Source organism: Escherichia sp. TW14182 (genome assembly GCF_000208525.1).
Taxonomy (GTDB): Bacteria; Pseudomonadota; Gammaproteobacteria; order Enterobacterales; family Enterobacteriaceae; genus Escherichia; species Escherichia ruysiae.
In genome coordinates this window covers 1-1345 of the sequence record NZ_AEJZ01000322.1, presented here as the reverse complement: position 1 = coordinate 1345, position 1345 = coordinate 1, and the positions used below count along the sequence as shown (strand labels likewise).

General features: G+C 43.6%; 1 protein-coding gene and 1 pseudogene. Both read left to right on the top strand.

What is annotated here, in order from left to right; genetic code table 11:
- Nucleotides 1-280: pseudogene (locus EQY_RS0120955) on the top strand (ORF6N domain-containing protein); the annotation flags it as partial.
- Nucleotides 281-480: 200 nt separating this feature from the next.
- Complete coding sequence (locus EQY_RS0120945) at nucleotides 481-1050, top strand: hypothetical protein (protein ID WP_024212688.1); 570 nt, start codon at nucleotides 481-483, stop codon at nucleotides 1048-1050.
- Nucleotides 1051-1345 lie beyond the last annotated feature (295 nt).

Below are 1345 nucleotides of genomic sequence, written 5' to 3'. Positions count from 1 at the left end.
TCACGCCAAAATGCTCGAAACCGATCAGGCGTGGGATGTGTTCGAAAAGCTGGAAGACTGCTATTTCAGACAAAAGGATCCGTCAGCGCCAGTTTCATGCCAGAAAAGTTACGACACGCGAGTTCTCTGTTATCAGCGAGGCGGTGTCACTGTTTCCACAATTCAGTTGCGGGATGATGATATTGTTATTTCCCTTGAGTCATGGCTGGAACTGGCGAGAGCCAATGGTTGGTTTGTTGTTCGCAGAGATAAACTGGTGGAAAGGCTGATGCAGCTTTAAAAAAGTTCTTGCAATTTTAGCCACAAACTGCTTCAATTCCTGTACGCTTCGCAAAGCTGTATCGCGAGGCGAATCAAGCGCATGAACTTTACCAGAACCCGCCATTGAGCGGGTTTTGTTGTTTCTGGTGAACATGGTGTTTCATCGTCAGGCGTTCAGGTAAAATTGAGCGTATTACAGATTACGTGGTTGGTGAAGGAATGAAAAATCTACCCGGCGACTATTTTCTTGATGCGGATGATGACATTCTTGATTTTCTTGAAAAACAGGGAGAAGAGTGCATTCGGGAAATCCATTGCTCAAACAGCATCAACAAGGAAAATGGCTATAAATTATTAAGCATTCTGATAGTTGGCATCGGTTCATCATTTTTACTATTAACGCAAAAAACTCATCTGGATTTTTTGGGCGCTGGACTGGCTGTTTTTGTCTTTTACTGGTCCATTTGTGCTGTGTACCTTGTTGTTAATGTGCTGAAAGTGCATAAGCGTGCCATTATTCATGCGTCGCCAGATATTCTGTACACTCCGGCGATTAAGGGCATTACTGCGATGGATTACGCCAGGCTTAAAGAGCGAGGTTTTTCGGGGAAAGACAGCCGTTTGTCCATATTGAGAAGGTACAGATTGATGGCTTTGTGCAGAACTGCAAACGAATTATTGCAGGAAAATAAAAGACTGAGAGAAGGACTCGAGAAGGCAAGGATATCAGCTATCCTTGCCCCCGTTTATTCATTAATGGTTTCTGTTGTTATTTACTTTTTCTTCTGATACCTCCCCAGGAATCACCAACGACCAATCTCTCTACGGAAAAAGGATCCTTCTTTGGTTCCTCTGTTGATTTGGGCTTTGGAGCTGACTTGGATTTGTCATTTTCATCTAATGGTTTGTTATTCTGACCCATTTCTTACCTCATTTGAGACATTGTTACTTTTGGCGATTTAACAATATCAAAAATCCGGGTATGTGGTGAATACAGCACTATGAATACGAGAGCAATTACCCACGCACTTTAATCTGAGGCTCGCTACGGCGAGCCTTTTTCATATCCGCGCCACGCCCGGCG

What these genes read in the sequence shown, in the direction of transcription:
- EQY_RS0120945 (WP_024212688.1), top strand. Translation starts at nt 481, where the DNA reads ATGAAAAATCTACCCGGCGACTATTTTCTTGATGCGGATGATGACATT.